General features: G+C 75.2%; 13 protein-coding genes (1 of these 13 only partly in view). 4 read left to right on the forward strand and 9 right to left on the reverse strand.

The window, feature by feature from the left end:
* The 3 genes in view from ACRB68_RS05325 to ACRB68_RS05335 are tightly spaced (at most 45 nt apart) and all read right to left on the reverse strand, a layout consistent with a single transcriptional unit that may run on beyond the window.
* Positions 1-1,682, reverse strand: partial view of a non-ribosomal peptide synthetase gene (locus ACRB68_RS05325; protein ID WP_194293190.1) — the beginning only. The gene continues 7,390 nt to the left of window position 1, outside the view; the window shows 1,682 of its 9,072 coding nt (coding positions 1-1,682); its start codon is at positions 1,680-1,682; the stop codon falls past the left edge of the window.
* A complete protein-coding gene (locus ACRB68_RS05330) occupies positions 1,679-14,995 on the reverse strand; it encodes a non-ribosomal peptide synthetase (protein WP_207709571.1) in 13,317 nt (4,438 codons plus the stop codon). The genes ACRB68_RS05325 and ACRB68_RS05330 overlap by 4 nt, the downstream gene beginning before the upstream one ends.
* Positions 14,996-15,040: 45 nt before the next feature.
* Complete coding sequence (locus ACRB68_RS05335; protein WP_235958746.1) at positions 15,041-16,960, reverse strand: ABC transporter ATP-binding protein; 1,920 nt, start codon at positions 16,958-16,960, stop codon at positions 15,041-15,043.
* A 385-nt stretch (positions 16,961-17,345) separates the two neighbouring features.
* Here ACRB68_RS05335 and ACRB68_RS05340 point away from each other — a divergent pair, with 385 nt between their 5' ends.
* Complete coding sequence (locus ACRB68_RS05340) at positions 17,346-18,503, forward strand: SGNH/GDSL hydrolase family protein (RefSeq protein ID WP_194293191.1); 1,158 nt, start codon at positions 17,346-17,348, stop codon at positions 18,501-18,503.
* Between the two features lie 20 nt (positions 18,504-18,523).
* Here ACRB68_RS05340 and ACRB68_RS05345 read toward each other — a convergent pair whose 3' ends face one another.
* Entirely contained in the window at positions 18,524-19,738 is a 1,215-nt protein-coding gene (locus ACRB68_RS05345; protein WP_207709572.1) for a sensor histidine kinase, read from the reverse strand.
* A gap of 120 nt (positions 19,739-19,858) precedes the next feature.
* On the opposite strand from ACRB68_RS05345, the gene ACRB68_RS05350 reads away from it, so the two are divergent.
* From ACRB68_RS05350 to ACRB68_RS05360, 3 genes are read left to right on the forward strand one after another with little or no spacing between them, the layout of a single operon-like run.
* Positions 19,859-20,299, forward strand: coding sequence for a hypothetical protein (locus ACRB68_RS05350; protein WP_153531072.1), 441 nt, complete (start codon positions 19,859-19,861; stop codon positions 20,297-20,299).
* Positions 20,296-21,681, forward strand: a complete 1,386-nt coding sequence (locus tag ACRB68_RS05355) for an ABC transporter permease (protein WP_153531073.1) — start codon at positions 20,296-20,298, stop codon at positions 21,679-21,681. The genes ACRB68_RS05350 and ACRB68_RS05355 overlap by 4 nt, the downstream gene beginning before the upstream one ends.
* Positions 21,682-21,700: 19 nt before the next feature.
* Positions 21,701-22,432 carry an ABC transporter ATP-binding protein gene (locus ACRB68_RS05360; RefSeq protein ID WP_153531074.1) on the forward strand — a complete coding sequence of 244 codons (732 nt, stop codon included), beginning with the start codon at positions 21,701-21,703 and terminating at the stop codon, positions 22,430-22,432.
* A gap of 72 nt (positions 22,433-22,504) precedes the next feature.
* On the opposite strand, the gene ACRB68_RS05365 is transcribed toward ACRB68_RS05360, so the two are convergent.
* The 5 genes from ACRB68_RS05365 to rimM form a co-directional block, all read right to left on the reverse strand.
* Positions 22,505-23,170 carry a ribonuclease HII gene (locus ACRB68_RS05365; protein ID WP_153531075.1) on the reverse strand — a complete coding sequence of 222 codons (666 nt, stop codon included), beginning with the start codon at positions 23,168-23,170 and terminating at the stop codon, positions 22,505-22,507.
* Between the two features lie 48 nt (positions 23,171-23,218).
* On the reverse strand, positions 23,219-24,085 hold the full coding sequence (gene lepB, locus ACRB68_RS05370; protein ID WP_328593786.1) for a signal peptidase I: 867 nt from the start codon (positions 24,083-24,085) through the stop codon (positions 23,219-23,221).
* Between the two features lie 158 nt (positions 24,086-24,243).
* On the reverse strand, positions 24,244-24,597 hold the full coding sequence (rplS, locus tag ACRB68_RS05375) for a 50S ribosomal protein L19 (RefSeq protein ID WP_153531077.1): 354 nt from the start codon (positions 24,595-24,597) through the stop codon (positions 24,244-24,246).
* Positions 24,598-24,713: 116 nt separating this feature from the next.
* Positions 24,714-25,496, reverse strand: coding sequence for a tRNA (guanosine(37)-N1)-methyltransferase TrmD (gene trmD / locus ACRB68_RS05380; RefSeq protein WP_153531078.1), 783 nt, complete (start codon positions 25,494-25,496; stop codon positions 24,714-24,716).
* The gene (gene rimM, locus ACRB68_RS05385; RefSeq protein WP_153531079.1) at positions 25,493-26,011 is read right to left on the reverse strand and encodes a ribosome maturation factor RimM; all 519 of its coding nucleotides are present in this window, start codon (positions 26,009-26,011) and stop codon (positions 25,493-25,495) included. Before rimM ends, trmD begins: the two co-directional genes overlap by 4 nt.
* Positions 26,012-26,029: the final 18 nt, after the last annotated feature.

Consider the following 26,029-nt stretch of genomic DNA (forward strand, 5'->3'; position numbering starts at 1 on the left):
GCGGTGCAGAGCACCGCGGCGGGGTCGGCGTCGGCCAGCATCGCCGCGATCCGCGGGGCCGGATGCTCGGGGTCGATCGGCAGGTAGGCCGCTCCGGTCTTCAGCACCGCCACCAGGGCCACGACCAGTTCGGCCGAACGCGGCACCGCGACAGCCACGGACCGCTCAGGCCCGGCACCGCACCCCGCCAGCCGACGCGCCAACGCATCAGCCGCAGCGTCCAACTCCGCAAAGGTCAACGCCCGACCCTCGAACACCACCGCAACCGCATCAGGAGTCCGCGCCACCTGCGCCTCGATCAACCCGGTCAACGTGGCGTCGGGGACCGGGACCGCGGTGGCGTTCCAGCCGTCCAGGACGCGCCGCTCGTCCGCGGTGAGCAGGCCGAGCCGGCCGACCGGGGCGGCGGGGTCGGCGACGATCGCCGCCAGCAGCCCGGTGAAGCGGGCGGCGAGCTCGGCGGCGGTCTGCCGGTCGAACGCGCCGGGGCTGCGGTCCACCCGCAGCCGCAGCTCCTCGCCGGGGATCACCGCCAGGCTCACCGGGTAGTGGACCGACTCCTCGCTGCCGGCGGGCGTCATCCGCAGCGTGTCCCCGCCGGGCGCCGCCGGGGCGGCGTCGCGGGGGTAGCTCTCGTAGGCCAGCAGCGTGTCGAAGACCGCGCCGGGCCCGGCCAGCCGCTGGATCTCCGCGAGCCCGACATGGTGGTGCTCCATCAGCGCCGACTGGCGCTTCTGTAACCCGGTGAGCAGGTCCAGGACGGGGACCGCCGGATCCAGCGCGACCCGGACCGGCACGGTGTTGACGAACAGGCCCAGCATGTCCTCCACGCCCGGCAGCTCGGGCGGGCGGCCCGCGACGACCGCGCCGAACACCACGTCGCGGCGGCCGGACAGCCGGCTCAGCAGCAGCGCCCACGCCCCCTGGACGATCGTGTTGAGGGTCAGCCCGTGCCCGCGGGCCAGGGCGCGCAGGCCCGCGGCCGTGGCGGCGGGCACGGTGGTGCGGGCCCGGTCCGGCGGGGCGCCGGCGGGGCCGGGGCCGGCGACCAGGGTCGGCTCGTCCACGCCGAGCAGCTCGGCCCGCCACGCCTCGGCGGCCGCCGCGCCGTCCCTGCGTTCGAGCCAGGCCAGGTAGTCGCGGTAGGGCGGGGCGGCCGGCAGGGCCGCGGGGTCGCCGCCCGCCGCGTACAGGGCGGTCAGCTCGCGGCGCATGATCGGCAGGGACCAGCCGTCCATCAGCAGATGGTGGTTGGTGATGACGAGCCGGTGGTGGCGGTCGTCCAGCCTGGCCAGGGCGAAGCGGATCAGCGGCGGCGCGGCCGGGTCGAACCCCCGGTCGCGCTCGCGGGCGGCCAGCCGTTCGACCTCGGCGAGCGCCGCGTCCTCCGGCAGGTCGGACAGGTCGGTCCACGACCAGGGCAGGGCGACCCGGCGGGCGATCACCTGGACGGGCCGGTCCATCCCGGCGAGCTGGCGGAACCCGGCGCGCAGGTTGGCGTGCCGGTCCAGCAGCGCCTGGCCGGAGGCGCGCAGCGCGGCGGGGTCCAGCGGGCCGCGCAGCTCCAGGGTGCGCTGCACGACGTAGGAGGAGCGGGCGTCCTCGTCGTAGAGGGCGTGGAACAGCAGCCCCTCCTGGAGCGGCGACAGCGGCCAGACCTCGGCCAGCGCGGAGCGGCTCACGGCATCCCCTTCTCGATCTGTGCGGCGATGGCCTCGAACTCCTCGACCTGGTCCTGGGCGAGGGCCAGCAGCGGGAAGTCCGACGGGGTGTGGCCGCCGGAGCCGGGGGCCGCGGCGTGCGCGGCCAGGCCGGTGAGCATCGCCGTCCAGGACCCGGCGAGCGCGTGGGCGTCCGCCTCGGCCAGCAGTCCCGCGGGCCAGGCCAGGGCGATGGTGAGGACGGGGCCGCCGGCGCCGTCCTGGACGATCCCGCTGGCCTCCAGGGCGTGCGCCGCGGGCATCGAGTCGGGGACGTCGCCGCCGAGCCCGGTCTGCCGCCAGCCGCCGGATCCCGGCGACCGGCCCGCCCCGCCGAAGCGGCCCAGGTAGTTGAAGCCGATCGCGGGCGCGGGCAGCTCCGCCAGGGCGGCCGCGGTGCGCGGGTTCAGATGGCGGAGCAGGCCGAAGCCGAGCCCGTCGGCGGGCACCGACCGCAGCTGCTCCTTGACCCGTTTGATCGCCCGTCCGGCCGCGGGGCCGCCCGCCCTCAGCTCGTCGAAGCCGACGTCGTCGCCGAGGTCGAGCCGGACCGGGTGCAGCGCGGTGAACCAGCCGACGGTCCGGGACAGGTCGACGTCGCTGGCGAGCGGTTCGCGGCCGTGCCTCTCGACGTCGACCACGACGGGGCCGGCCCGCCCCTGCGTCTCGCCGACGGCCGCGGCCAGCGCGGTCAGCAGCACGTCGTCGATCCCGGCGTGGAACGCCGCCGGGACGCCGGTCAGCAGCGCGGCGGTCAGCTCGGCCGGGATCTCCACGCTGAGCCGCCGCACCGTGGCGGCGGTGTCGCGGGCGGGGTCGAGCGGCCGGTCCCCGACGCCGAGCGCGCCGGGCGCCAGGATGTCGCGCCAGGCCGGCAGCTCGGCCTCCCGCGCGGCCTCCCCGGCCTGCGCGGCGGCCAGCAGCGCCCACCGCCGGAACGAGGTCCCGGCCGGGTCGGGCGCGGCTCCGGCGTAGGCGGCCTCCAGGTCGGGCAGCAGGATCCGCCACGACACCCCGTCGACGGCCAGGTGGTGCACGACCAGCAGCACCCGGCCGGGCGCCTCCCCCCGGTCCAGCCAGACCGCCCGCACCAGGCGTCCCGCGGCGGGGTCCAGCAGCTCGGCGGCGGCCCGGCCCTCGGCGGCGAGCAGCGCGGGCAGGTCCCGCTCGGGCACCCCGGCGGCCTCGACCCGGCCCACCTCGGCGGCGGGGGCCTCGGCCGGGATGTCCAGCGCCCAGGTGGCCGGGTCGGCCGGGTCGTCGCGGACGAGCCGGGCCCGCAGGACCGGGTGCAGGCCGGTCAGCGCGGTCAGCGCCGCCCCGAGGGCGTCCGGGTCCAGGCCCGGCGGGACCTCCAGGGTCGCCGACTGCGCGAAGCGGCCGGTCAGGGGCCCGGCGCCGGCGTGGCCGGCGATCCAGCGCATGATCGGGGTCAGCGGGACCCGGCCGGCCGGGTCGTCGGCGGCGGGCGCGGCGGCCGACCGGGTGGCGACCAGGGCGAGCTGCTCGGGGGTGCGCCGCTCGAACACCTGGCGGGGGGTGAACAGCAGCCCCGCCTTGCGGGCCCGCGCCACCAGCTGCATGGAGACGATGGAGTCGCCGCCGAGGTCGAAGAACCCGGCGTCCGCGCCGACCGAGTCCAGCCGCAGCACCTCGGCGAACAGCTCGCACAGCAGGCGTTCGACCGGGCCGGCCGGTGCGCGGCCCGCGGCGCGGCCGGTGAAGTCGGGGGCGGGCAGCGCGGCCCGGTCGAGCTTGCCGTTGACCGTCAGCGGGAACTCCGCCAGGTCGACGACGGCCGCCGGGACCATCGCGGCGGGCAGCGCGGCCGCGGCGAAGGCCCGCAGGTCCGCCTCGCCCTCCCGGACGACATAGGCGATCAGCCGGTCGTCCCGGGCGACGACCACGGCGCCGGAGACGTCGGGGTGGCCGGCCAGGACGGCCTCGACCTCCCCCGGCTCGATCCGGAAGCCCCGGACCTTGACCTGGTGGTCGGCCCTGCCGAGGTAGACCAGGTCGCCCCGGGCGTCGCGGCGGGCCAGGTCGCCCGTCCGGTACATCCGGCCGGGGCCGAACGGTGAGGCGACGAACCGCCCGGCGGTCAGCCCGGGCCGGTTCAGGTAGCCGCGGGCCAGGACCTCGCCCGCGATGTACAGCTCGCCGGCGGCCCCGTCGGGGACGGGGTGCAGGAAGCCGTCCAGCAGGTACAGCGCCGCGTTGCGCAGGGCGCGGCCGATCGGCACCACCCCGTCGCCGGGCTCGTCGCCCGGCCCGATCCGGTACTCGGCGCAGCCGACGGTCGCCTCGGTCGGGCCGTACTCGTTGACGATCGCCAGGTCCGGCAGCGCCGCCCGCCAGGGCCGCAGGAGGTCGCCGGTCAGCTGCTCGCCGCCGACGACCAGGTCGCGGACGGGGAGCGGCGGCTCGGGGAACAGCCGCAGGTGGCTGGGGGTCAGCTTGACCATCAGCGGGCCGCCGGGCGCGCCGGGGGCGTCCAGGTCGCCCACCACGACCCGGCCGCCGGTGACGAGGGGGCCGAGCAGCGCGGTCACGGTCAGGTCGAACGCGGGCGGCGAGTGCAGCAGGGCCCCGGTGCGGACGGCGGTGTACCGCTCGGCGGCGTGGGCCAGGTAGTTGACGACCGACCGGTGCTCGACCACGACGCCCTTGGGCCGGCCGGTCGAGCCCGAGGTGTACAGGACGTAGGCGGGGTCGGCGGGCCGCGGCGGGGTCGGCGCGGGGCCGCCGGCGCCGGGGCCGGCCGCCGGGTCGTCCAGGACGAGCCGGACGGCGTCGTCCGGCAGGCCCCCGGTGGCCTTGGTGCAGACCACGGCGACCGCGCCGGCCTCGGCGAGCATGAACGCCACCCGGGGGGCGGGGTGGTCGGGGTCGATCGGCAGGTAGGCCGCCCCGCTCTTGAGGACGGCCAGCACCGCGACGACGGTCTCGGCCGAGCGGGGCAGCGCGATCGCGACGATCCTGCCGGGCCGCGCGCCGAGGGCGGCGAGGCGGGCGGCCAGCCGGCCGGCGGCCAGGTCGAGGGCGGCGTAGGTGAGGTCGCCCGTGGCGGAGGTCACCGCGACGGCGCCGGGGGTCAGCCGGGCCCTGTCCTCGAACAGCCCGATGACGGTGTCGCCGGGCAGGGGCGCGGCCGGCGCGGGCGCGGTGAGCCGGGCGTGCTCGGCGGCATCGAGCACACCGATCCTGCCGACGGGGGCGTCCGGCGCCGCGGTGAACTGCTCCAGCACCCGCAGGAGCCGGTCGGTGATCTGCTGCGCGGCGTCCCGGTCGTACAGGTCGGGCCGGTAGGTCAGCCGCACCCCGAGCCGTTCGCCGCCGGGGCTGATCGCCAGCGTCAGCGGGTAGTGGGTGGCGTCGCGGCCGCCGGCGGGGGCGACCCGGAGCGCCTCGCCGCCCGGCGCCGCCTCCGCCGGGAAGCTCTCATAGGCCAGCAGCGTGTCGAAGACCGCGCCGGGCCCGGCCAGCCGCTGGATCTCCGCGAGCCCGACGTGGTGGTGGTCCATCAGCGCCGACTGGCGCTTCTGCAGGTCGGCGAGGAGCCCGGCGACCGGCTGCGCGGGGTCGAGCGGCACCCGGACCGGGACGGTGTTGATGAACAGGCCGAGCATGTCCTCGACGCCGGGCAGCTCGGGCGGCCGGCCCGCGACCACGGCGCCGAACACCACGTCGCCGCGTCCCGACAGCCGCGCCAGGACCAGCGCCCAGGCGGCCTGGACCAGCGTGTTCACGGTGAGGTCGCGGCTCCTGGCCAGGGCGCGCAGCGCCGCGGTGAGGCCGGGGGCGGCCCGGTTCTGCAGTTCCTCGGGGACGACGGGGGCGCGCGCCGGGTCGGGTTCGGCGACCAGCGTCGGTTCCTCCAGGCCCGCCAGCTCGGCCCGCCAGGCCGTCCGGGCCGTCTCGGTGTCGCGGTCGCCGAGCCAGGCCAGGTAGTTCCGGTAGGGCGGCACGGGCCGCAGGTGGGCGGCGCCCTCGCGGTAGAGGGTGAACAGCTCGCGCTTGAGCAGGGGCAGCGACCAGCCGTCCAGGACGAGGTGGTGGTTGGTGATGACCAGCCGGTGGTGGTCGGCGGCGACCCGGACCAGCAGGAAGCGGATCAGCGGCGGTTCGGCCGGGTCGAAGCCCGCGGCCAGCTCCGCGGCGGCCAGCGCCGGGACGCCGGCGAGGTCCGCGGACTCCTCGCGCCAGGGCAGCGCGACGCCCTCGCAGATCACCTGGACGGTGCGGTCGCCGAGCTGCCGGAACGCCGCGCGCAGGGGCGCGTGCCGGTCGAGCAGGGTCTGCCCGGCGGCGCGCAGGGCGGCCGGGTCGAGCGGCCCGCGCAGGTCCAGGACGTGCTGCCCGGCGTAGACGTCGGTGTCGGCGGAGTCGTAGACGGCGTGGAACAGCAGCCCCTCCTGCAGCGGCGACAGCGGCCACACCTCGGCCAGCCCGGCGTGGGCGGCCTCGAGTTCGGCGACCTCGTCCTGGGTGAGGTCGACCAGCGGGAAGTCCGAGGGGGTGTGGCCGCCGGCGGCGGCGGAGCGGGCCAGGCCCGTCAGTGCCGCCGCCCAGGCGTCCGCGACGCCCTGGGGGACGGCCTCGTCCAGCAGCCCGCCCGGCCAGGACAGGGACAGGGTCAGCTCGCCGTCGCGGACGGTGCCGCTCGCGGACAGGGCATGCGTGGCGGGGGTCCGGTCGTCGGCGTACCCGCCGAGGGCGAGCTGCGCCCAGCCGCCGGGGTCGCCGCCGCCCTCGGCCGCCCGGCCCAGGTAGTTGAAGCCGATCTCCGCGGTGGCGGCGACCGGGGTGCGGGCCTGCTCCTTGACCCGTTTGACGGCCCGCGCGGCCGGTTCGCCGCCCGCCAGGAGCTCCGCCAGGTCGACGGGCCCGGGGTCCAGGCGGAGGGTGCGCAGGGCGGTGAACCAGCCGACGGTGCGGGACAGGTCCATGCCGTCGGCGAGGGGTTCGCGGCCGTGCCCCTCGACGTCCACGGTCACCGGCCCCGGCCGCCAGGCGGCGACCGCGACGGCCAGGCCGGTGAGCAGCACCTCGTCGACGCCGGTGTGGAACGCCGCCGGGACCGTGGTGAGCAGCGCCTCGGACTCCTCGGCGGGCACCCGCACGGTCAGCCGCCGCATGGACGCGGCGTTGTCGGTCCTGGGGTCCAGCGGCCTGCCGCCGAGCGGCGCGGCCACCGGCTCCGGCGGGTCCGCGGCGGGAAGGAGACCGGCCCACCGGCGGAAGGAGGTGCCAGCCGGCTGGAGGGGTTCGCCGTTCACCGCGGCCGCCAGGTCGGGCAGCAGGATCCGCCAGGAGTAGCCGTCGACGACCAGGTGGCTGACGACCAGCAGCACCCGTCCGGGGAGGCCGGGACCGCGGTCGAGCCAGACGGCCCGGAACATCACGCCGGCCTCGGGGTCGAGGGTCCTGGCGTGCCCGGCGGCCAGGCCGGGCAGCGCGTCGTCGTCGAGGGCGGCGGCGTCGACCCTGGTGACCAGCGGGCCGGCCGGTTCCCCGGGGGGCCGCACGTCGAGCGTCCAGGTGGCGGGGTCCTGCTCGTCGGGGACGACCAGCCGGGCGCGCAGCGCGTCGTGGTGGTCGGCGACGGTGCGGACGGCCCGCTCCAGGCGTTCGGCGGTCAGCCCGGCGGGGGCGGCCGCCAGGAGCCACTGGGCGAAGTCCCGCAGCCCGGCGCGGCCGGTCCTGCGGGCGAGCCGCAGCATCGCGGGGGTCGCCGGGACCGGGCCGGTCCCGGCGTCGGCGGGGGCGGGGCCGGCCGCCGGGTCGCCGGTCGCGACCAGGGCCAGCAGCTCGGGGGTGCGGTGCTCGAAGACGTCCTGCGCGGTGATGACGATCCCGGCCTTGCGGGCGCGGGCGACCAGCTGCATCGACATGATCGAGTCGCCGCCGAGGTCGAAGAAGCCGTCGGTGACGGCGACCCGGTCGCGGCGGAGCACCTCGGCGAACAGCGTGCACAGCGCGGTCTCGACCGGTCCCGACGGTTCGCGCGCCTCGGCCGCGCCGGTGAACCCGGGGGCGGGCAGGGCCGCGCGGTCGATCTTGCCGTTGGCGGTCAGCGGCAGCTCGGCCAGCGGGACGAACGCCGCGGGTATCAGGTAGCCGGGAAGGTTTTCCGCAGCGAACGCGCGCAGCGCGTCCTGGTCTTCCGCGCCGACCACATAGGCGACGAGCTGCTTGTGGCCGGGGTGGTCCTCGCGGGCGACGACGGCGACCCGGGCGATGTCCGGATGCCGGGCCAGGACGGCTTCGACCTCGCCCGGTTCGACCCGGTAGCCGCGGATCTTCACCTGGTCGTCGGTCCGGCCGGCGAACACCAGCTCACCCTCGGGCGTCCAGCGCGCCAGATCACCCGTCCGGTACATCCGGCCAGGACCGAACGGCGAGGCGACGAACCGTTCGGCCGTCTGGCCGGGACGCCCCCAGTAGCCGCGCGCCACTCCGGAGCCGGCGAGGTACAGCTCGCCGGCCACTCCGGGCAGCACCGGCCGCAGGAAGCCGTCCAGCACGTAGGCGCGCGCGCCGTCCAGGGGGCGGCCGATCGGCAGTACGGACGGAACCGGTTCGCCTGGCCGCAGCGAGAGGGTGGTGGCGCACATCGTGATCTCGGTCGGTCCGTACAGCTCCCGCACCGACAGCGACGGGCACGCGCTCATCACCCGCTCCACCGCCACGGCGTCCACGGCGTCGCCGCCGGTCAGCACCTCGGCCAGACCCGCGAAGCAACCAGGTGCTTCCTCGGCCAGCGCCCCGAACAAGCCCGCCGTGACATGTACCGCTGTCAGTTCATGTTCGGCCACCAGATCCGCAAGCACCGATGCATCCATCCGCCCCGGCGGAGCCACCACCACCGTCCCACCAGACAACAGCGGAACCCACAACTCCCAGGTAGAGGCGTCGAACGCATGCGGCGCATGGAACAACACCCGCTCCACCGAACCCCACGCCCGATCCGCAGCCAGCGCCACCACACCCGCATGCGTGACCGCGACACCCTTCGGCACCCCCGTCGACCCCGACGTGAACATCACATAAGCCAGATCGTCCGGGCGGGCGGCCGGGCCGGTCAGTCCCGCACCGGGCTCCCACCCCTCGTCGACCACGACGTCGATCCCGTCCAGGACGGCGCCGACACGGGCGTCGGGCCACTCCGGATCGGCCGGGACGTAGGCGGCACCCGCCTTGACCACGCCCAGCAGCACCGTGACCAGCCGGAGCGAGCGGCCGAGCAGCACCCCGACCCGGTCGCCGCGCGTGACGCCCGCCCCGGCCAGCCCCGCGGCCACCCGGTCGGCGGCCGCGTCCAGCTCCGCGTAGGTCAGCGTAGTGGCGCCGTCGGTCACCGCGACGGCGTCCGGCCGCTCGGCGACCCGCTCGGCGAACACCGCGCCGATCGTGGTGCCCGCCCGCGGGGCGGGCGCGGCGTTCCAGTGCTCCAGCGCCCGCTCGAGGCCGTCGGGCCCGAGGACGTCGACCCGCCCGACCGGCCGCGCCGGGTCGCCGGCGACGGTCCGCAGCACCTGGAGCAGCGCCTGCGCGTACCCGTGCACGGTGGCCTCGTCGAACAGGTCGGGCCGGTAGGTGAACCGCAGGCCGAGATCGGTGTCGCCGGGCATCACCGCGAGCGTCAGCGGGTAGTGCGTGGAGTCGCGGCCGCCGGCCGGGCTGATCCGCAGGGTGTCGTCCGGGGCGGGCCGCTCCGCAGCCGGGTCGTAGGGGTAGTTCTCGTAGGCGACGAGCAGGTCGAAGGACGCGCCCGGCCCGGCCAGCCGCTGGATCTCCCCGAGGCCGAGGTGGTGGTGCGCCATCAGCGCGGTCTGGCGGCCCTGGAGTCCGGTCAGCATGCCGGCCAGGCTCTCGGCGGGGTCGAGCGGCACCCGGACGGGCACGGTGTTGACGAACAGGCCGAGCATGTCCTCGATGCCGGGCAGCTCGGGCGGGCGGCCGGCGACGACCGCGCCGAACACCACGTCGTCCCGGCCGGTCAGCCGGCCGACGAGCAGCGCCCAGGCGCCCTGCACGACCGTGTTGAGGGTCAGGCCGTGCTCGCGGGCCAGTTCCTTCAGCCCGGCGGCCAGCTCCGGGCCCGCCTTGGCCAGCACCCGTTCCGGCACCACCGGGAGCCGGGCCGGGTCGGCGGGTGCGATCAGGGTCGGTTCGGTGAGGCCGGCGAGCTCGGCGGCCCACGCCTGGCGGGCCGCGTCGGCGTCCTGGCGGCCGAGCCAGGACAGGTAGTCGCGGTAAGGGGGCGCCGGGGGCAGCGCGGCCGGGTCGCCGCCCGCCTCGTACAGGGCGGTCAGCTCGCGCAGGAAGACCGGCAGCGACCAGCCGTCCATCAGGATGTGGTGGTTGGTGAGGACGAGCCGGTGGCGGCGCGGGCCGAACCGCAGCAGCAGGAACCGCAGCAGCGGCGGGCGCGCGGGGTCGAACCCGAGCGCCAGCTCCTCGGCGGCGAGCCGGTCGGCGGCGGCCTCGGGATCCGCGGCGTCCGACAGGTCGGCCTCCCGCCACGGCAGCTCGACCCGGTCGACGACCACCTGGACGGGCTTGTCGAGATCGGCGAGCTGGCGGAACCCGGTGCGCAGGTTGGCGTGCCGGTCCAGCAGCGCCTGGCCCGCGGCCCGCAGCACGGCCGGGTCGAGCGGGCCGTCCAGGCCGAGCATGCCCTGGCCCGAGTAGGCGTCGAGCGCGTCCTCGGCGTACAGGGCGTGGAAGAACAGGCCCTCCTGGAGCGGCGACAGCGGCCACACGTCGGTCAGCGCGGGGACGGCGGTCTCCAGCTCCTCGACCTGCTCCTGGCCGAGCCCGGCCAGCGGGAGGTCCGACGGCGTCCGGCCGCCCGCGCCGGGGGCCGCGCCGTGCGCGGCCAGCCCGGCGAGCATCGCCGCCCAGCCGTCGGCCAGCTCGCGGACCTGGTGCTCCTCCAGCAGCGCGCCGGGCCACGACAGGGTGAGGGTGAGTTCGGGGCCGCCGGCGCCGTCGCGGACGATGCCGCCGGCCTCCAGGGCGTGGGCGGCGGGCATCCGGTCGTCCATGGCGCCGCCGAACGCGGTCGGCTGCCAGTCCTCCGCCGCCGCGCCGGCCGCGACCCGGCCCAGGTAGTTGAAGCCGATCTGCGGGTCCGGCAGGCCGGGCGCCCGGCCCAGCCGCCGCAGCACGCCGTGGCCGAGCCCGTCGCCGGGGACGGCGCGCAGCCCCTCCTTGATCCGCTTCAGGGCCCGGCCGGCGTCCGGGCCGCCCGTCCGGGCCGACGCCGGGTCGACCGGTCCCGGGTCGAGCCGGACCGGGTGCAGCGCGGTGAACCAGCCGACGGTCCGCGACAGGTCGGCCGCGCCGGGCAGCGGTTCCCGGCCGTGCCGCTCCAGGTCGACGGTCAGCGCGCCCGCGGCGCCGCCGCGCCGCTCCCGCCACTCGGCGACCGCCAGGGCCAGCCCCGTCAGGAGCACCTCGTTGATCCCGGTGTGGAAGGCGGAGGGCACCGTGGTCAGCAGGGCCGCGGTGACGTCCGCGGGAACGGACGCGTCCAGGTGCCGCATGGACGCGGCGGTGTCGCGGGCCGGGTCGAGGGGCCGGGTGCCGAGCGGCTCGGCCCCCTCCAGCAGCGCGTGCCAGGCGGGCAGCTCGGCGTCCCGGCCGGGGCCGGTCTCGGCGAGCGCCTGCGCCCAGCGGCGGAAGGAGGTGCCGGCCGGTTCCAGCGCGGGGGCCGCGCCCGCGGCGATCGCGGCGTAGGCGGCGGCGAGGTCGGGCAGCAGGATCCGCCACGAGACGGCGTCGACGACCAGGTGGTGCGCGACGAGCAGCAGGCCGCCGGGTTCGGCGGGGCCCCGGTCGAACCAGACGGCCTGCAGCATCCGGCCCGCGGCCGGGTCGAGCCGGTCCGCGGCCCGCTGCTCCTCGGCGGCGGCGAGCCCGGCCGTGTCGAGGCCGGTCGCGTCGACACGGGCGAGCAGGTCGCCGGGGACCTCCTCGCCCACCTCCAGCCGCCACTCGGCGGGCCGGTCGGCGGGGGTGGCCACGAGCCGGGCCCGCAGGGTCTGGTGATGGGCGGCGACGGCGCGCAGCGCGCCCTCCAGCGCGGTCCGGTCCAGGCCCGCGGGCACCCTGGCCAGCGCGGACTGGGCGAAGCGGTCCAGGCCCGCGCGGCCGGCCCGCTCCGCCACCCAGTGCATGGCGGGGGTCAGCGGGATGGAGCCCTCGTCGGCGCGCGCGGGCTCCGGCTCGGGGCTCTCGGTGCCCGCCGCCGCCACGGCCAGGTTCGCGGGGGTCTTCAGCTCGAAGACGTCCTGGGCGGTGATGACGATCCCGGCCTTGCGGGCGCGGGCGACCAGCTGCATCGACATGATCGAGTCGCCGCCGAGGTCGAAGAACCCGTCGTCCACGCCGACCTTCTCCAGCCGCAGCACCCCCGCGAACAGCTCGCACAGGGTCGCCTCGGTGGCGTTGGCGGGCGCCCGGCCCTCGGTGCCGGCGAAGCCGGGAGCGGGCAGCGCGGCCCGGTCGATCTTGCCGTTGGCGGTGAGGGGCAGCTCGTCCAGGCGGACCACGGCCGCCGGGACCATGTAGTCGGGCAGCAGCCCGGCCGCGAACTCGCGGACCACGGCGGGGTCGAGTTCCGGGCCGCCGACCACGTAGGCGACGAGCCGCTTGTGGCCGGGGCGGTCCTCGCGGACGAGGGCGAGCGCGTCCGTCACCCCGGCGGACATGGCGAGGACGGCCTCGACCTCGCCCGGTTCGACCCGGTAACCGCGGATCTTCACCTGGTCGTCGGTCCGGCCGGCGAACACCAGCTCGCCCTCAGGCGTCCAGCGCGCCAGGTCACCCGTCCGGTACATCCGGCCAGGACCGAACGGCGAGGCCGTGAACCGCTCCGCCGTCGGTCCCGGCCGGTCCCAGTAGCCGCGCGCCACTCCCGTTCCGGCGAGGTACAGCTCACCGACCACGCCCACCGGGACGGGCTGCAGGAAGCCGTCCAGCACGTAGGCGCGCGTGCCGTCCAGGGGGCGGCCGATCGGCAGCACCCGGGGCACCCGCTCGCCCGGCTGTAGCGCGAACGAGGTCGCGCACATCGTGATCTCGGTCGGCCCGTACAGCTCCCGTACCGACAGCGACGGGCACGCCTCCATCACCCGCTCCACCGCCGCCGCGCTCACGGCGTCGCCGCCGGTCAGCACCTCGGCCAGACCCGCGAAGCAGCCAGGCGCCTCCTCGGCCAGCGCCCCGAACAAGCCCGCCGTGACATGTACCGCTGTCAGCTCATGCTCGGCCACCAGACCCGCCAGCACCGACGCGTCCATCCGCCCCGGCGGAGCCACCACCACCGTCCCACCCGACAACAGCGGAACCCACAACTCCCAGGTAGAGGCGTCGAACGCATGCGGCGCGTGGAACAGCACCCGCTCCGCCGAAGTCCACGCCCGATCCGCCGCAAGCGCCACCACACCCGCATGCGTGACCGCGACACCCTTCGGCACCCCCGTCGACCCCGACGTGAACATCACATAAGCCAGATCGTCCGGGTGCACCTCGGCCGCGGACGGCGCGGGCGACCCGCCGCCGAACTCCCAGCCCTCGTCGACGACCACGGCGGGGCCGGCCTCGGCCAGCACCCGTTCGGCGCGCGCGGCCGGCCACTCCGGGTCCACCGGGACGTAGGCGGCACCCGCCTTGACCACGCCCAGCAGCACCGAGACCAGCGCGGCCGAGCGGCCCAGCACCACCCCGACCCGGTCCCCCGCGCCGACTCCGGCAGCCGCCAGCCGGGCCGCGACCCGGTCGGCGGCCGCGTCCAGCTCGGCGTAGGTGAACCGGGCGTCCGGCCCGGTGACGGCCACCGCGCCGGGGTGCGCGCGCACCCGCTCGGCGAACGCCTCCACCAGGGTCCGCGGCCCGCCCGGGACCGCCGTGTCGTTCCAGTCCCGCAGGATCGTCGTCCGGTCGGCCTCGTCGAGCACCCCGAACGCGCCGACCGGGGCGTCAGGGCGCTCGGCCAACTGCTCCAGCAGCCGGGTCAGCCAGCGGGCGCAACCCTCTGCGGTGTCCTCGGCGACGACGTCGGGGCGATAGGTCAGCCGGAACCCCAGGCTCTCGCCCGGCAGCACGGTCAGGCTGAGCGGATAGTGCGTGGCCTCGAGCCCGCCGATGGCGGGGGTGACGCGCAGACCGCCGTCGTCGCCGCCGGGGCCGCCGCCGGGATAGCTCTCGTAGGCGAACAGCGTGTCGAAGGTGGCTCCGGGGCCCGCGAACCGCTGGATCTCGGCCAGCCCCAGGTACTGGTGCGCCATCAGCGCCGCCTGCCGGTCCTGGAGCTCGGCGAGGACGTCCGCGGCGGGCCGCCCGGGGTCCAGCGCCACCCGGACGGGCACCGTGTTGACGAACAGGCCGAGCATCCGGTCCACCCCGGGCAGCTCCGGCGGGCGCCCGGCGACCATCGCGCCGAGCACGACGTCGCGGCGTCCCGCGAGCCTGCCGACGAGCATCGCCCAGGCGCCCTGCACGACCGTGTTGAGGGTCAGGCCGTGCTCGCGGGCCGTGGCGCGCAGCGCGGCGGTCAGCCCGGGCGTCACCGTGAAACGGACCCGGCCCGGCTCCACGGCCGCGGCCTGCGCGGCCGCGGCTCGCCCGGGCGCGGCCTCGGCGGGCGCGACGAGGGTCGGCTCGTCCGCCCCCGCGAGCTCCCGCAGCCACGCCTCGCGGGCGGAGTCGCGGTCCTGGGCGTTCAGCCAGGCCAGGTAGTCCCGGTAGGGCCGGACGGGGCCGAGCCCGGCGGCCGAGCCGCCGTCCCGGTAGACCGCGAACAGCTCGCGGAGCAGGACCGACAGCGACCAGCCGTCCAGCAGGATGTGGTGGATCGACAGCACCAGCCGGTGGCGCCGTTCACCGAACCGCACCAGCAGCAGGCGCAGCAGCGGCGGGACGGCCGGGTCGAACCGGCGGGCGTGCTCGGCGGCGGCGAGCCGCGCGGCCTCGGCCTCGGCGGCCGGGGCGGCGAGGCCCGACAGGTCGGCCTGCGTCCACGGCGGCTCGACCCGCTTGGCGATCACCTGGACGGGCTGGTCCAGCGCGGCCGGCTGGCGGAACCCGGCGCGCAGGTTGGCGTGCCGTTCCAGCAGCACCGCCATGGACTCCCGCAGCACCGCCGGGTCCAGCGGGCCGTCCAGTTCCAGGACGGCCTGCAGCGTGTAGCCGTCGGAGTCCCGCTCGCCGTACAGGGCGTGGAAGAGGAGCCCCTCCTGCAGTGGCGACAGCGGCCACAGGTCCTCTACCTCCAGCTGGGCCACGGTGCCTTCCTCTCCTTGCGAATCCGTCGTCGGTCGGCGGGCGGGTCAGCGGGCGGCGTCGACGTGGCCCGCGGCCGGGCCGTCGGCGGGCAGGGGAACGGCGTCCGCGGCGAGGCCGGCGGCGCCGTCCTCCTGGCCCGCGAACTGGGTGAGGTACAGCTCGGAGTACAGGCCGCCCGCCGCGAGCAGCTCCTCGTGCGAGCCCTGCTCCCGGACGGCCCCGCCGTCGATCACCAGGATCCGGTCGGCCTCGCGGATCGTGGACAGCCGGTGCGCGATCACCAGCGAGGTCCGGCCCTGGAGCGCGGTGTGCAGCGCCCGCTGGACGGCGGCCTCGGACTCGGAGTCCAGATGGGCGGTGGCCTCGTCCAGCACCACCACCGAGGGCGCCTTCAGCAGCAGCCTGGCCAGCGCGACCCGCTGCTTCTCCCCGCCCGACAGCCGGTAGCCCCGGTCGCCGACCACGGTGTCCAGGCCGTGCGGCAGCGAGGAGATCAGCTCCCAGATCTGCGCGGACCGGCACGCCTGGACGAGCTCCTCCTCCGATGCCTCCGGCCGGGCGTAGAGCAGGTTGCCGCGGATCGTGTCGTGGAACATGTGCGCGTCCTGGGTGACCACGCCGACGGTCTCGCGCAGCGACCGCAGGGTGACCTCGCGCAGGTCGGCCCCGCCGACCCGGACCACTCCCCCGACCGGGTCGTACAGCCGCGTCACCAGGTGGGTGATCGTGCTCTTGCCCGCGCCCGAGTGCCCGACCAGCGCGGTGAGCTTGCCCGCGGGGGCGTGGAAGGTGACCCCGTCCAGGACCGCCGCGCCGGCCCCCGAGCGCTCGGAGGACGGCAGCGCCACCGACTCCAGCGAGGCGAGCGACACCTCCTCGGCGGTGGGGTAGCGGAACGCCACCTGCTCGAACTCGATCGAGGGCGCGCCCGCGGGCAGGGCGGCCGCGCCGGGCCGCTCGGCGACCAGCGGCCGCAGGTCCAGCACCTCGAAGACCCGGTCGAAGCTGACCAGCGCGGTGAGCACGCTCAGCTGGACGGTCGACAGCTGGTTGATCGGCCCGTACAGCCGGTTGAGCAGCACCGCGAAGGCCGCGAGGGTGCCCAGCTGGAACCGGCCGTCGATGATCAGGCTGCCGCCGATCCCGTAGACCGCGGCGGTCGCCAGCGAGGCCAGCATGGTCATCGCCACGAACAGGACCCGCCCGTACACGGCCGTCTTGACGTTGATGTCGCGGACCCGCGCGGCCCGGTCCTGGAACCGCCGCGACTCGCGTTCGGGGTCCCCGTACAGCTTGACCAGGATCGCGCCCGCGACGTTGAACCGCTCGTTCATCATCGAGCTCATCTCGGCGTTGAGCTGCATCGCCTCCCGCGTGTACCGCTGGAGCCGCCGCCCGATCAGCCGGGTCGGGAAGATGAAGCACGGGATCAGCACGATGGCGACCAGGGTCACCAGCCAGGACAGGTAGAACATCGTGACCAGCACCAGCACCAGCGACAGGGCGCTGGAGGCCACCATCGTCAGCAGCGAGGACATCGCCTGCTGCGCCTCGATCACGTCGGTGTTCAGCCGGCTGACCAGCGCGCCGGTCTGCGCCCTGGTGAAGAACGCGATCGGCTGCCGCTGCACATGGGTGAAGACCTTCGTCCGCAGGTCGAAGATCAGCCGTTCCCCGATCCGCGCCGACAGGAACCGCTGGAAGATCCCCGACAGGGCGTCGAAGACGGCGAGCCCGGCGACCGCGGCGGCCAGCCAGACCACGAGGTCCACGTCGTTCTTCAGGACCCCGTCGTCGATCGTCACCTTCAGCAGCAGCGGGGTGGCCGCCGTGCTGGCCGCCTCGCACATGCCGAGGAGCAGCAGCACCGCGATGGCGCCGCGATAGGGGCGGGTGTAGGGGAGGATGCGCCGCGCCGTTCCCGGCCTGATCTTCTGGCGGATCACCGACGGATCGCCGCCCATCCCCCGCATCATCACAGGGCCCGGACCACCGAGCATAAAACGCCACCTCCAGCACCGGGACCGGGCATTTCTGTTTTTCCGCGCTTCAATGTCGCGATTAACCTATCCGAAGGCCCCGGCACCGGCAATCATTGTCCGAGCTGTCCAACTGCCATTTATCCGCAGTTGGACGACCCCTTTTGGTCATGCAATTGACGGCGTCCGAAAATACTGGCTAGCCTGGATCGATTTCACAGTGACCATCACTCGGGAATTCAGGAGAGAGCCGATGTTAGTCACGTTTTCCCGGTTGCGCGCCGGCGCAATCTCGCTGCTATTCCTCACCCCCCTGGCGGCCCCCCTCGCCACGGCGCCGGCCGCGCACGCCGGCGCCTCAGCGCCCTGGGTGGGCAGCTGGACGGCCAGCGCGACGGCCGCGCCGCCCCCCGAGCTGCTCGACCCGGGCCAGCCGCTGGTCAAGGGGTTCAAGGACCAGACCGTCCGCGAGATCGTGCACACCAGCGTCGGCGGCGGCGCGGTCCGGCTGCACATCACCAACGCGCACGGGCAGCACGACCTGAAGGTCGGGCACGTCACGGTCGGCGTCCCCAAGGGCGAGGCCGAGCTCGCCGCCGCGCCGCTGGAGGCGACCTTCCGCGGCGCCAGGGGCGTGGTGATCCCCAAGGGCGGCGAGGCCGTCACCGACCCGGTGCCGCTGCGCACCGCGGGCGGCGCCGACCTGGCCGTCAGCATCTACCTGCCGGAGGACACCGGGCCGACCACCAACCACAGCCTGGCCAACCAGATCACCTACTTCTCCGGCACGGGCGACTTCGCCGCCCAGGCCGGCGGGCAGGCGTTCACCGACTCGGGCGGCAACTGGTTCTTCCTGTCGGGCGTGGACGTGCGGCCCGACCGGGCCACCCGCGCGGTCGTGGCGTTCGGCGACGACCTGACCGACGGGTTCGGCGCCGACTTCAACGCCGACGACCGGTGGACCGACCGGCTCGCCGCCCGGCTGCGCGGCGCCGAGCGCCCCGCCGCCGTCCTCAACGAGGGCGTCGCGGGGAACCGGCTGCTCCACGACTCGCCGTGCTTCGGGGCGAACGCCTTGGCGCGGCTGCGGCCCGACGTGCTCGCGCAGGCCCGGGTCAAGGCGGTCATCCTGCACGAGGGGATGAACGACATCGGCTTCGGCCGGATGCCCGACCAGGGCTGCTTCGCCCCGAACCGGCCGGCCACCGCCGCCGAGATCATCGGGCGCTACCGGCAGATCATCGCGCGGCTGCACGCCCGCGGCGTGCGCGTGATCGGCGCGACGCTCACCCCGATCGCGGGCTCGCCGTTCTTCAGCGCGGCGGGCGAGGAGACCCGGCAGAAGGTCAACGCCTGGATCCGCTCGGGGCACGCCTTCGACGGCCACGTCGACTTCGACCGGGCCGTCCGCGACCCGCAGCACCCGCAGTCCCTGCTGGAGGCCTACGACTGGGGCGACCACCTGCACCCCAACGCCGCCGGCTACCAGGCGATGGGCGACGCGGTCGACCTGCGCCTGCTCGGGTGAGCCAGGGGCCGCCCCGGACCTCATCGCGCCCCCTGCGCCGCGCCGCGGTCGCGGGCGGGCGCGGTGGCCCGGGGCGGCTTCACCGCCGGGAAGCCGACCTCGATCTCCAGGCCGCCGTACTGGCCCGGGCTCGCCCGCAGGTCCGCGCCGTGCGCCTTGGCCACGGCCGCCACGATCGACAGGCCGAGGCCGAACCCCTCCTGGGAGGCGTCGCCGCGGCCGGCCTTGAGACGCTGGAACGGCTGGAGCAGGCGGTCGATCTGCTCGGCCGGGGTGACGGGGCCGGTGTTGAGCACCGACAGGAACGCCCGGCCGTCCGCGGTCTCCACGCTGACGTCGACCGTCCCGCCGGGCACGTTGTAGCGCAGGGCGTTGTCGACGAGGTTGACCACCATCCGCTCGACCAGCCGGGGGTCTCCGGCCACGGCCGCCGGATCCAGGTGGGCGCGCAGCCGGGGGGTGCCGGGGCCGCGGCGCCGCTCGGCCGCCGCCACGACGCCGCGGGCGACGGCGGCCAGGTCGAACTGCTCCAGCTGGCCCAGGCCGCGCTGGCTGCGCGCCAGGGTCAGCAGCGCGTCGATCAGCCGCTCCTGCTGGCGGCTGCTGTCCAGCACCTCCGCGCAGGCCTGCCGCAGCGAGCCGACCGTGGCCCCGGGGTCGGCCAGGGCCACCTCCAGGATCGCCCGTTCGACCGTGATCGGCGTCCTCAGCTCGTGGGAGGCGTTGGCGACGAACAGCCGCTGCGCCTCGAACGCCGCCTCCAGCCTGGCCAGCAGCCCGTTGATGGTGTCGCCGAGCTCCGACAGCTCGTCGCGGGGGCCGGCCACGGGCAGGCGCTCGTGCAGGTTGTCCTCGAAGATCCGGTGGGTGCTGGCGGTCATGGTGCGCAGCGGGCGCAGGATCCGCCCGGCCACCAGCCAGCCGAGGCCGAGCGAGAGCACCACCATGATCGCCAGCGCGAGGCCGGACTCGGTGAGGAAGGTGTGCAGGTCGTCGGTCCGCTGCTGCGCCTGGCCCGGGTTCTGCGGCGGGAGCGGCCCGAACCCGGTGATCCCCCGGCCGCTGGCGTCCGCGGGCCCCTGGGTCAGCCGCTCGGGGAACCGGGCGGACGCCAGCAGGTAGGTGATGCCGATGGTGCCGGCGCCGGAGACGAGGAACAGCGCCCCCTGCAAAAGGGTGAGCCTGAGGCGGACCGTCCTCTTGGTGCGCAGCCGCCGAGCGAATCCCGATTCCACCTTGGCAATATGTCAGACGACCGATAACACCAGCGTAACTTCCGGCTGTTACCGCCTCGGTATCGGCCGCCCCGTAGCTTCGGTGCCAGTTCAGTGAAAAGCACCCTGATGGAGGCACGGATGTCCAGCGCCCGCGGGTATCGGACCATTTCAAGGAGTATCGCGCCCTTCGCGACACTGGTCGGGCTGCTCCTTTTCGGCACGGCCTGCGGGTCGGACGACCCCGCCGTGTCGGCCTCGCCGCCGTCCGCCAACTCCTCCAGCGCGCCCGGCGACCAGCAGCAGGAGCAGAACGGCAGCGGCAAGCCCCCCAAGAACGGGCAGTCCAACGACCAGAAGAGCGGCGGCAACGGGCAGGGCGGCTACACCGCCGCCTTCGCCAAGTGCATGCGCGCGCACGGCTTCCCCAAGTTCCCCGACCCCAACGGCTCGGGGTCGGAACTCGGCCCCGGCAGCGGGATCGACATGATGTCCAAGGAGTTCCAGGCCGCGGTCAACGGGGCCTGCAAGGCGCAGGCGCCGAAGGCCTGGACGCAGAGCGGGCCGGGTACCGGGTCATGAGCACCTCCTTCTTCCTGCTGTACCTGCGGCGGGAGCTGCTCCGCCGCAAGCGCCAGGCCGTCGTGATCGCCCTCGGGCTCGCGGTCGGCGTGGGCCTGGTGGTGACGGTCGGCGCCGCCACCGACGGCGTGCAGAAGGCGCAGGTGGCCGTGCTGCACGGCCTCTACGGCATCGGCACCGACCTCACGGTCACCACCGCCCCGCCCAAGTCCGACGACAACAGCAAGGTCGTCACCCCGACCGACACCCCGCAGCACCACGACTTCCTCGGCCCCTCGATGGGGCTCGGCGTCCTGGACGCCGCCAAGCTCGCCGACATCGCCAGGGTGCCGGGGGTGCAGGCCGCCGCCGGCGGGCTGACCCTCACCAACACCAAGATCAACCTGGCCGCGGCCAAGGACGTCAAGAGCCTGCCGATCCCCACCAGCACGACCGTCAACGGGCTGGACGTGGCGCACCAGGGCCTCGGCCCCTACGCCTCGGTCAAGATCGACAAGGGCCGGTCGTTCACCGGCGCCGACGCCGCGGCCAGGGTCGCCGTGGTCGACTCCGCCTGGGCGGCCGCCAACAAGGTCAAGGTCGGCTCCGTCCTGGTCCTGGCCAACAAGAGGTTCACGGTGATCGGCCTGGCCGGCCAGGGCCAGAACGCCCCCAACATCTACGTCCCCCTCGGCCCGGCGCAGGCCCTGTCGTCCTTCCAGTCGATGAAGACCCTCGCCGGCCGGGTCACCACCATCTATGTGAAGGCCGCCAATGGCGCAGCGCTCGACTCCGTGCAGAAGAACGTCACCAGGCTGGTGCCCGGCGCGACGGTCACCTCGTCGTCGAACCTGGCCGGCGCCGTCAGCGGCTCGCTGGCCAGCGCGGCCGGCCTGGCCAAGGACCTCGGCCGGTGGCTGGCGATCGCCTCGATGGCCGCGGCGTTCCTGATGGCCAGCCTGCTGACCCTGGCCGCGGTCACCCGGCGGGTGCGCGAGTTCGGCACCCTGAAGGCCATCGGCTGGCGCAGCCGCCAGATCGTCCTGCAGCTGATGGGCGAGGCCCTGATCACCGGGATCATCGGCGCGGCCCTCGGCGTCGCGCTCGGCTTCGCCGGCTCGGCGCTGGTCGAGTGGCTCGCGCCCGAGCTCAGGGCGACCGTCGCGGAGAACCCCGGGTCGGCGCCGCCGGAGGTCAGCACCATCAGCGGCGGCGGTGTCAACACCAGGGTCGCCCCGGGGAGCACCCACACCGTGGCCGTGCACCTCACCGCGCCGATGACCCTGTCGGCGATCCTGCTCGCGGTCCTGCTGGCGATCGCCGGCGGCCTGGTCGCCGGCTCGTTCGGCGGCTGGCGGGCGGCGCGGCTGCGCCCGGCCGAGGCCCTCGGCCGGGTCGCCTAGAACCGCCGGAAAGGACGACATGTACCGGCTCAGCTCAGTCACCAAGACCTTCAAGAAGAACAATCAGCTGGTCACCGCGCTCGACTCCCTCGACCTGGTGATCGAGGACGGCGAGTTCCTGGCCATCCAGGGCCGCACCGGCCACGGCAAGAGCACCCTGCTGAGCGTCCTCGGCGGGCTCGACCGGCCCGACTCGGGCACCGTCGAGCTCGACGGGAACCTGCTGACCAGGATGAAGGAGAGCGAGGTCACCCGGATCAGGGCGACCACGATCGGCTTCATCTTCCAGGCGTTCAACCTGATCCCGACCCTGTCGGCGCAGGAGAACGTGGAGGCGGGCCTGGTCCCGCTGGGGCTCTCCCCCGACGAGCGCCGGGAGCGCGCGCAGGAGGCGCTGCGGTCGGTGAAGCTCGCCGACCGCGGCCACCACCTGCCGTCGGAGCTGTCGGGCGGGCAGCAGCAGCGCGTCGGCATCGCCCGGGCGCTGGCCAAGGAGCCGCGGGTGCTGCTGGCCGACGAGCCGACCGGCAACCTCGACGAGGACACCCGCGACGACATCATCGACCTGCTGGAGGAGGTGCGGCAGCGGTACCGGCTGACCATGATCCTGGTCACCCACGACACCTCCCTGGCGCACCGGGCGCCGCGGGTCGGGGTCATGCGCAACGGCCTGCTGATCTTCCAGGAGTCCCCCCGGCCCGAGCGGCGGGTGCCCAACTGGGCCCCCGGCGCCTACGCCGACGACCAGTAGCGGAAGACCATCCGGGACACGCCGGGGGCCGCCGCCCGATCCAGGGTGCGCGGTCCCCGGCCTTTCCGCCCGCTAACCGGCCCGGTCCGTCCGGGCGCCGCGGGCCAGGCGGCCCACGTTGACGTAGGAGAAGCGATGCTCGGCGCAGGGGCCGTGCGCGTCCAGCGCCGCGGTGTGGGCGCGGGTGATGTAGCCCTTGTGCACGTCGAAGCCGTAGCCGGGGTAGCGGGCGTGCAGGCCGGTCATGATCCGGTCACGGGTGACCTTGGCGATCACCGAGGCCGCCGCGACGCAGGCCGCGACGCGGTCGCCCTTGATCACCGCGAGGCCGGGGACGTCCAGGCCCGGCACCGTGAAGCCGTCGCTGAGGACGTAGGCCGGGCGGACGTCCAGGGCGGCCAGGGCGCGGCGCATGCCGGTGATGTTGCAGCGGTGCACGCCGAAGCGGTCGATCTCGCGGCTCGAGACGACGACGGCGCTCCAGGCGACGGCGCGGTCGACGATCTCGGCGTAGACGGCCTCGCGGCGGGCCGGGGTGAGCAGCTTGGAGTCGGCCAGGCCCGGGATCGGGCGGGGCGGCAGGATCGCCGCGCCGATCACCAGGGGCCCGGCGCAGGCGCCGCGGCCCGCCTCGTCGACGCCGGCGACCGGGGCGAACCCGCCGTGCGCGAGCGCCCGCTCGTAGGCGTACAGCCCGGCGTCACGGCGCGGCGTGAAGCGGAGGGGACGGCCTTTCATGCCACGCAGCGTACGTCCCGGACGGGACGCACCGGACACGCACGCCGGTCACGCGCGCGGGCGGAACCGCCGGTACAGGTAGCCGAGGGGGGACGCGGCGGCCAGGCCGAGGCCGAGCGGGACCACCGGCGTCAGCGCCGCGGCCGCCTTCAGGCCCGGCTGCTCGAAGGTGCCCGGGATCGGCAGGACGCCGAGGTGGTCGAGCGGCCAGACGATGACGAAGGCGCGGCCGATCACCCGGTTGACCGGGATGGTGCCGCCCCCCGGGTCGCCGCGGTGGTTGCGCGAGTCCCAGGACAGTTCCCGGTGGTCGCCCATCACCCAGAGCTGGCCCTTTTGGACGGTGACCTCGAACTTGCTCTCCGACGGCTTGTTCTGCTCATGGGTGACCGGATCGGTGAACAGGTAGGACTTCTCGTCCAGCGGGACGCCGTTGACCGTCACGCGGCCCTGCGCGTCGCAGCACTTGACGGTGTCGCCGGGGATGCCGATGACCCGCTTGATGTAGTCCTTCTCGTTCGGCGCGACGCCGAAGGCGCCGCCGATCGCGCGCAGCACCTTGCCGACGGGGTTGGTCGGCTGGGCGACCTGGGTCTCGGGGTCCCAGGAGTCCAGGCCGTTGAAGACCACGATGTCGCCGCGGGCGATGTCGCGGGTGTGGTAGACGATCTTGTTGACCAGGACGCGGTCGCCGACCTGGAGGGTGTTCTCCATGGAGCCGGAGGGGATGTAGAACGCCTGGACGGCGAACGCCTTGATGACCAGCGCCAGGACGAGCGCGACCACGATGAGGACCGGCAGCTCCTTCCAGAAGGAGCCCTGCTTCTTCCCGCGCTTGCCCTCGGAGGTGTCCTCGTCGGCCGAGGTGACGGTCTCCTTCTCTTCGGGCACCGCGCCCTCGGCCTCAGAACGCACGTCTCTCCGATCACCCTCGTCTGTCATCAGTGGACCAGCCTATCGGCGCGGGGCCGCTCAGACCGCGCACGGCGGCGTGTCGCGGGCGCACCGCGCCGGAACGGGCGACGCCCCGGCGACCACGGTGGGTCTCCGGGGCGTCACGGCCGTGCCGCGGCTCAGAAGTCGCGCTTCTCCTTGATGCGCGCCGCCTTGCCGCGCAGGTTGCGCAGGTAGTACAGCTTGGCGCGGCGGACGTCACCGCGGGTGACGACCTCGAGCTTCTCGATGTGCGGGGTGTTGAGCGGCCAGGTGCGCTCGACGCCGTAGCCGCCCTTGCTGACCTTGCGGACGGTGAAGGTCTCGCGGGCGCCGCCGCCCTGACGCCGGATCACGACGCCCTCGAAGACCTGCACACGGGTGACCTTGCCCTCGGTGATGCGGGCGTGCACGCGCACGGTGTCACCGGGGCGGAAGTCCGGGTGGTCGCCGCGCAGCGCGGCGTTCTCGATCTCCTGGATCAGGGTGTGCATGGCTTCCTCATGGGTCGAACGCGGACGTCGAGAGGCCCCGGAGGATTCGGGTGGGGGCGTCGCGCCGCGCGAAGTCGGATCTTGTTCAGACCGTGCGGCAACGCGCACGGAACACTTCAGTGTGCCATATCTTCGCCGCGCTCCGGAAAACCGGCCTCCTCCAGCACCGCCCGGTCGCGCTTGTCCAGCGCGTCCGGGTCCAGGCGGGCCAGCAGTTCGGGGCGGTGCCGGGCGGTGCGGCGCAGCGCCTCGTCGCGCCGCCAGCGGGCGATCGCGCCGTGGTTGCCCGACAGCAGGATGTCGGGGACGGCCCGGTCGCGCCAGACCGGCGGCTTGGTGTAGACGGGCCCCTCCAGCAGCGACTCCATGGCGCCGGGCGCGAAGGAGTCGTCGGAGACCGACTCGGTGTTGCCGAGCACGCCCGGCAGCAGCCGGCTGATCGCCTCGATCATCACCAGGACGGCGACCTCGCCGCCGGCGAGCACGAAGTCGCCGAGGCTGACCTCCTCGACCGGCATCCGGGTGCGGGCCTCGGCCATGACGCGCGAGTCGATGCCCTCGTAGCGGCCGCAGGCGAACAGCAGCCAGGGCTCGGCGGCGAGCCGGGCCGCGGTGGCCTGGGTGAAGGGGCGCCCGCTCGGGGTCGGCACGATGAGCCGCGGCGCCGCCGGGGCCGGCGCGATGGTGTCCAGCGCCTCACCCCACGGTTCGGGCTTCATCACCATGCCGGGACCCCCGCCGTAGGGGGTGTCGTCGACGGTGTTGTGCCGGTCGTGGGTCCACTGCCGCAGGTCGTGCACGTGCACGTCCATGATCCCGGCGCGCCGGGCCTTGCCCAGCAGGGACAGCTCCAGCGGGGCGAAGTAGTCGGGGAAGATCGAGACGATGTCGAGTCTCATGAGGGGTCGAGCAGTCCGGGGGGAGGGTCGATCACGAGCCGTCCGCCGGCCAGGTCGACCTCGGGGACGATCGCGGCCACGAAGGGCACGAGGACGTCGCCACCGGAGGCCCGGCGCACGACCAGCAGGTCCTGGCCGTGGTGCCGGATCTCGGTGACGGTGCCGACGTCCTCGCCCTCGGCGGTGACCACGGCGAGCCCGACCAGGTCCTGGTCGTGGAAGTCGTCGGGGTCGTCGGAGGGGAGGACGTCGGCGGGGTCGACGACGAGCCAGACGCCGCGCAGTTCCTCTGCGGCGGTGCGGTCGTCGACCCCGGCGAAGCGCAGGAGCAGGCGGCCCGAATGCCAGCGGGCCCCGTCCACGACCAGCGGACCGGCGGCCGCGGGATCGGTGGCGATCCGCGAGCCCGGCGCGAACCGGTACTCGGGGTCATCGGTGCGGACATCGATGGTGAGATCGCCGCGGATCCCGTGCGGCCGGCCGATCCGGCCGATCACCAGGTGCTGCCCGTTCATCGCCGGCGACCCCGCGGG

It is taken from the genome of Actinomadura macrotermitis, assembly GCF_009604375.1.
Taxonomy (GTDB): Bacteria; Actinomycetota; Actinomycetes; order Streptosporangiales; family Streptosporangiaceae; genus Spirillospora; species Spirillospora macrotermitis.

Excerpts from the sequence above, each read along its gene's own strand:
- ACRB68_RS05335 (WP_235958746.1), bottom strand. The coding sequence starts at position 16,960 with ATGGGCGGCGATCCGTCGGTGATCCGCCAGAAGATCAGGCCGGGAACG.
- ACRB68_RS05350 (WP_153531072.1), top strand. The coding sequence starts at position 19,859 with ATGTCCAGCGCCCGCGGGTATCGGACCATTTCAAGGAGTATCGCGCCC.
- ACRB68_RS05355 (WP_153531073.1), top strand. The coding sequence starts at position 20,296 with ATGAGCACCTCCTTCTTCCTGCTGTACCTGCGGCGGGAGCTGCTCCGC.
- ACRB68_RS05360 (WP_153531074.1), top strand. The coding sequence starts at position 21,701 with ATGTACCGGCTCAGCTCAGTCACCAAGACCTTCAAGAAGAACAATCAG.
- ACRB68_RS05365 (WP_153531075.1), bottom strand. The coding sequence starts at position 23,170 with ATGAAAGGCCGTCCCCTCCGCTTCACGCCGCGCCGTGACGCCGGGCTG.
- rplS (WP_153531077.1), bottom strand. The coding sequence starts at position 24,597 with ATGCACACCCTGATCCAGGAGATCGAGAACGCCGCGCTGCGCGGCGAC.
- trmD (WP_153531078.1), bottom strand. The coding sequence starts at position 25,496 with ATGAGACTCGACATCGTCTCGATCTTCCCCGACTACTTCGCCCCGCTG.
- rimM (WP_153531079.1), bottom strand. The coding sequence starts at position 26,011 with ATGAACGGGCAGCACCTGGTGATCGGCCGGATCGGCCGGCCGCACGGG.